The sequence below is a fragment of the Escherichia sp. TW14182 genome (assembly GCF_000208525.1).
Taxonomy (GTDB): domain Bacteria; phylum Pseudomonadota; class Gammaproteobacteria; order Enterobacterales; family Enterobacteriaceae; genus Escherichia; species Escherichia ruysiae.
The window spans coordinates 1-5,583 of the sequence record NZ_AEJZ01000420.1 but is presented as its reverse complement, the minus strand read 5'-3'; the positions used below and the strand labels follow the sequence as shown (position 1 = coordinate 5,583).

At 46.8% G+C, this 5,583-nt stretch carries 4 protein-coding genes; 1 reads left to right on the top strand and 3 read right to left on the bottom strand.

The annotated features are described in order from the left end of the window. Window positions 1-65: 65 nt before the first annotated feature. The 3 genes from EQY_RS0122740 to EQY_RS0122730 form a co-directional block, all read right to left on the bottom strand. Window positions 66-377 (bottom strand): helix-turn-helix transcriptional regulator, encoded by a 312-nt coding sequence (locus tag EQY_RS0122740; RefSeq protein WP_032082664.1) that lies wholly within the window; start codon window positions 375-377, stop codon window positions 66-68. A 126-nt stretch (window positions 378-503) separates the two neighbouring features. Further along, the gene (locus EQY_RS0122735; RefSeq protein WP_001207591.1) at window positions 504-1,544 is read right to left on the bottom strand and encodes a hypothetical protein; all 1,041 of its coding nucleotides are present in this window, start codon (window positions 1,542-1,544) and stop codon (window positions 504-506) included. A gap of 3 nt (window positions 1,545-1,547) precedes the next feature. Then, window positions 1,548-2,756 (bottom strand): tyrosine-type recombinase/integrase, encoded by a 1,209-nt coding sequence (locus EQY_RS0122730; RefSeq protein WP_024212721.1) that lies wholly within the window; start codon window positions 2,754-2,756, stop codon window positions 1,548-1,550. A 390-nt stretch (window positions 2,757-3,146) separates the two neighbouring features. On the opposite strand from EQY_RS0122730, the gene gcd reads away from it, so the two are divergent. Continuing rightward, window positions 3,147-5,537, top strand: coding sequence for a quinoprotein glucose dehydrogenase (gcd, locus tag EQY_RS0122725; RefSeq protein ID WP_024212720.1), 2,391 nt, complete (start codon window positions 3,147-3,149; stop codon window positions 5,535-5,537). Window positions 5,538-5,583 lie beyond the last annotated feature (46 nt).

Below are 5,583 nucleotides of genomic sequence, written 5' to 3'. Positions count from 1 at the left end.
CGTGGTCATTTCCGGGCAGTTTTTAAAAACGGGTGTTAATACCGTGATTGTGTTTTCCATAAATGTTACTCCAGTAAATCAGCGTCTCTCTTTTTCTTTTTGGCGTTTTCATGCGGATTATTTGCCTCGGCAATAGTTGGCGGGTTACGCAACCACCATAAAACATCGCTTAATAGCCAAGTACACGAACAACGCCCCAAAGAGTGGCGGGAAGGGAAAGCGCCAATCGCCTCCAGTTCCCAACGCCGGGAACGTGAAAGCGTGGTCATCTTTTTACACGTGTCTTCCCTGATGCGTTCTTCGTAGTCAAAACCATACTCAGCGAGTATGGCTCGGCGTTGTTCTGGAGTTGGTGGAATGAATATGCGCTGTATCATGTTTTTCTCCCGTATCCTGAGCTTTTCGGGAATGATTTTTCCCCAGGCAATCCGCACAAAGCAAGAAGGAGAGGGCTTAATAAGCCCTCAAATAGACTTATTAAGCCCTGAATTGTTAAAAAATAGTTAGCGAGCGGTTTTAATCCACCTGCCTATGGTGCTTTTATCGAAATCGAAAGGGCTTTCATGCTTTTTAGACAAGGCGGTGAATATATTGGCAATGGTTCCCGGACTGTCTATAAACTCGTGGTAATGTTCTTTTATTGCCAATTGTATAAATACTCTTTCTGCTTTGGATACTCGCGTTTTTTTATCAAGCTGAGGGTTTAATTCTTTTTTATGCTCATTTTGTCTACTAATCGACTCATCGCAGGGTTGAAAGAATGTATTCTTCTCGTTCAATTGAATATATATTGACTCCATATCATAGCCATATAAATATTTTTTATTCAATTGCTCTCCTGTATCACCTTCTTTTTCAGAAGAGAAATCATTAAGAATGATAAAATCATCTTTGAATAAAAACAGGTTATTTTTGTTTAGATTTATATTATTGCTTTGAGGAAGAAAAACAGACAACCCGCTATATACACCTTCAAAATTTTCACCAGAACAAATACAACATCCATTTAATTCAATATCTTCAAGTATATTATGAGAATCAATAGAAAAAAAACCGCCCACTTCTGCAATATATTCGCTATCACGATTAAAAGAATGTTCGGCGCATACATCCTCGAAATAATAGGCATCTTCGACACTCTTCCGGGCTTCATTTTTAAGATTTTTTAACCAGCAGAAGCCCGTATTAACCCATCCTTTAGCCAGAAAGTTCAAAAGAGAGTACAAGTATATTCTTTCTTCTTTCAGGTAATTTAACTTACAAAAAACGCCCATTGTTCTGTTGATTTTTTCATCCACAAAATCATCCAGTTCAGCCCGTAAAGATTCTTCTTGCAACGATTTAACCCACCCCCTCACCTCTTGATCAATAAATGGGAGAAAATAATCAAGCTCATGCATGTGAACAACACCACAAGCCGAATCAATATACGCATATAATTCTATATACCCCCTTCTCGCCCAGTGGAACAAATCGTTCACTTCACAGCCAAGTAAATTCGCGGCGCGGGTAACTGGATAATAATCCCTTAACGGTAATGCCATATTTCAATCCTGCTTAATATTTTGTTTATCCAATAACTCAAGACGTTTAAACCAGTCATTTAACGCTTGTAATTTAAAGGGGATATACTGGCTAAGGTTATAGTTAAATTCTGCCGAACCCGCATTATAAACGTGTCCTAATAATGACTCGACAATATGAGGCATCACCCCCATATTATTTAGCCCCGTTGAAAATGTTCGCCTTAAATCATGTAGCGTCCATTTCTCATTATGGCCAAACATTTTATACATTCGACGACCTTTCAGGGATACGGCTGTGTGTGTTCGTTCCTCCCCTAAAAGCAATCCTGTACTTCCTGTTTTTTCTTTTAAATCTTTTAACCAACCTCTTATAGCTACAGGTATTGGCCTGACAATTTTTTTACTGTTTTTGCTATTCCCTCGTGGAACAGTCCATTCCCATGAAATGAAATCCCACTCACTCCAACGGGAGCGGCGCAATTCTGCCGTTCTGGCACCAAATAAAATCAATAGCTTTATTAGTCGGGAAAAATAAATATCTCCGTGCTCTTCTTTTCCAAAACGCCAAAGATCTGCTAATTCCCTGTCACTCAACACTCGATCGCGCTGTCCGGCAGCTTCGCCAACATCGCTTAAAGTTAAGTGGGCAAGCGCATCGCAAACGGCATAATGCCGAACATTACAGAACCTCAATGCCTGTTTTGCGTGTTGAAACATTCTTCCGGCTGTTTTGGGGCTGATTGTACGTATTTCATCAAAGCAGTTAACCCAATATCGCGTATCGCACCGCGATAGTGGAAAACTCCCAATTCTGGGGTAAACATGTTTGCACAATTGCGCCCGTATCAGATCTTCATCTTTGCGTTTATGCCTTGCATAGTTAACAAGCCAGTACTCCAGCGCATCCCGAACAGTAACAGGGGTGTGGGTTTCTTCGGTAAAAAGCTGAATCTCAATTTTTGGATTAAGCCCGTTAGCCAACCAGTGACGGCAACGTTCCCGCCATTTCCTGGCATCTTTCAAACTCATATCAGGATAACGCCCCAGCGTTACCCGATTAAGAGTGCTATCACGCCCACCGAGCCGATATGAAAAAACCCAGCTCACATGCCCTCTTGTGGACAATCTAACCCCCAGCCCTTCACCATCAGCAATCATCTCAACATGCTTTCTGGTTGTGCCTGTCAGGGCTTTTAGTTTCCTGTCACTCAGCTTATTAGTTCCAGACACCTTCATAGCTCCAATGTGTATACACGTATTGATACACATAACATGGTAATACTCTGAAAAACTGAAGTCACCCAAGAACAGAAAAACGCTATAACGCAATGGAATTAAATAATTTTTTATGCGGAACGTGAAAAAGTCAGAAAGGGAGAAAACAAGAAAAACATTACTTCTACAGTATGTTTCATATCTCTAACCATATGATTTAAAAACAAATCACTTCGCACGGGCTAGCTTCGGCACCGCAGCAAAGCGCAAGACACGCAGTATACCAGTAAAACTATTCATTGGCGGAATCTGTTAATAAAGCTCAAATTGTGATGACGATCACACATGTTAAAACCTATAATTAATTGCTACTAAAATATTAATGAATTGAAATGGTGTCTCTTTATGGCAATTAACAATACCGGCTCGCGACGATTACTCGTCACGCTAACAGCCCTTTTTGCAGCTCTTTGCGGGCTGTATCTTCTCATTGGCGGAGGCTGGCTGGTCGCGATTGGCGGCTCCTGGTACTACCCTATTGCAGGCCTTGTGATGCTCGGCGTCGCCTGGATGCTATGGCGCAGTAAACGCGCCGCGCTTTGGCTGTACGCGGCTCTGCTGCTCGGCACTATGATTTGGGGCGTCTGGGAAGTCGGTTTCGATTTCTGGGCACTGACTCCGCGCAGCGATATTCTGGTCTTCTTCGGCATCTGGCTGATCCTGCCGTTTGTCTGGCATCGACTGGTCATTCCTTCCAGTGGCGCAGTTGCCGCGCTGGTAGTGGCGTTGCTGATTAGTGGCGGAATCCTCACCTGGGCGGGATTTAACGATCCGCAGGAAATCAACGGCACCTTAAGCGCCGATGCCACGCCAGCAGAAGCCATCTCCCCCGTTGCCGATCAGGACTGGCCTGCCTATGGCCGCAATCAGGAAGGCCAACGCTTTTCGCCTCTGAAGCAAATTAACGCCGATAACGTCCACAACCTGAAAGAAGCCTGGGTATTTCGCACGGGTGATGTGAAACAGCCGAACGATCCGGGCGAAATCACCAATGAAGTGACGCCAATAAAAGTGGGCGACACGCTTTACCTGTGTACTGCTCACCAGCGCCTGTTTGCACTCGATGCCGCCAGCGGCAAAGAGAAATGGCATTACGATCCTGAGCTGAAAACCAACGAGTCTTTCCAGCACGTAACTTGTCGTGGCGTCTCTTATCATGAAGCCAAAGCAGAAACTGCTTCGCCGGAAGTGATGGCGGATTGCCCGCGTCGTATCATTCTTCCGGTGAATGATGGCCGCCTGATTGCGATTAACGCTGAAAACGGCAAGCTGTGCGAAACCTTCGCCGATAAAGGCGTGCTCAATCTGCAAAGCAATATGCCGGATACCAAACCGGGTCTGTATGAGCCGACTTCGCCGCCGATTATCACCGATAAAACCATCGTGATGGCTGGTTCAGTCACCGATAACTTCTCAACCCGCGAAACGTCTGGCGTGATCCGTGGTTTTGATGTCAACACCGGGGAGCTGCTGTGGGCTTTTGATCCTGGTGCGAAAGATCCTAACGCAATCCCGTCTGACGAACACACCTTTACCTTTAACTCGCCAAACTCGTGGGCACCTGCGGCCTATGACGCGAAGCTGGATCTGGTGTATCTGCCGATGGGTGTGACCACACCAGATATCTGGGGCGGTAACCGCACACCGGAACAGGAACGTTATGCCAGCTCGATTCTGGCGCTGAATGCCACTACCGGGAAACTGGCGTGGAGTTACCAGACCGTTCACCACGACCTGTGGGATATGGATCTTCCGGCACAACCGACGCTGGCGGATATCACCGTTAATGGTCAAAAGGTTCCGGTCATTTACGCTCCGGCGAAAACCGGCAACATTTTTGTGCTCGATCGTCGTAATGGCGAACTGGTAGTTCCAGCCCCGGAAAAGCCCGTTCCACAAGGCGCAGCGAAAGGCGATTACGTTACCCCTACTCAACCGTTCTCTGAGCTGAGCTTCCGTCCGACAAAAGATCTAAGCGGTGCGGATATGTGGGGTGCCACCATGTTTGACCAACTGGTGTGCCGCGTGATGTTCCACCAGATGCGCTATGAAGGCATTTTCACCCCACCATCTGAACAGGGTACGCTGGTCTTCCCGGGTAACCTGGGGATGTTCGAATGGGGCGGGATTTCCGTTGATCCGAATCGTGAAGTGGCAATTGCCAACCCAATGGCGCTGCCGTTTGTTTCGAAACTGATCCCACGCGGTCCTGGCAACCCGATGGAACAGCCGAAAGATGCCAAAGGCACGGGTACGGAATCCGGTATTCAGCCGCAGTACGGCGTGCCGTATGGCGTCACGCTTAACCCGTTCCTTTCACCGTTTGGTCTGCCGTGTAAACAACCAGCATGGGGTTATATCTCGGCGCTGGATCTGAAAACCAATGAAGTGGTGTGGAAGAAACGTATTGGTACGCCGCAGGACAGTATGCCGTTCCCGATGCCCGTTCCGGTGCCGTTCAATATGGGTATGCCGATGCTGGGCGGGCCAATCTCCACGGCGGGTAACGTGCTGTTTATTGCCGCTACGGCAGATAACTACCTGCGCGCTTACAACATGAGCAACGGTGAAAAACTGTGGCAGGGTCGTCTACCAGCGGGCGGTCAGGCAACACCGATGACCTATGAAGTGAATGGTAAGCAGTATGTGGTGATCTCCGCAGGCGGTCACGGTTCATTTGGTACGAAGATGGGCGACTATATTGTGGCTTATGCGCTGCCGGATGATGTGAAGTAAGATTCGCTCAGATTACTGACAAAGTGCGCTTTGTTCATGCCGGATG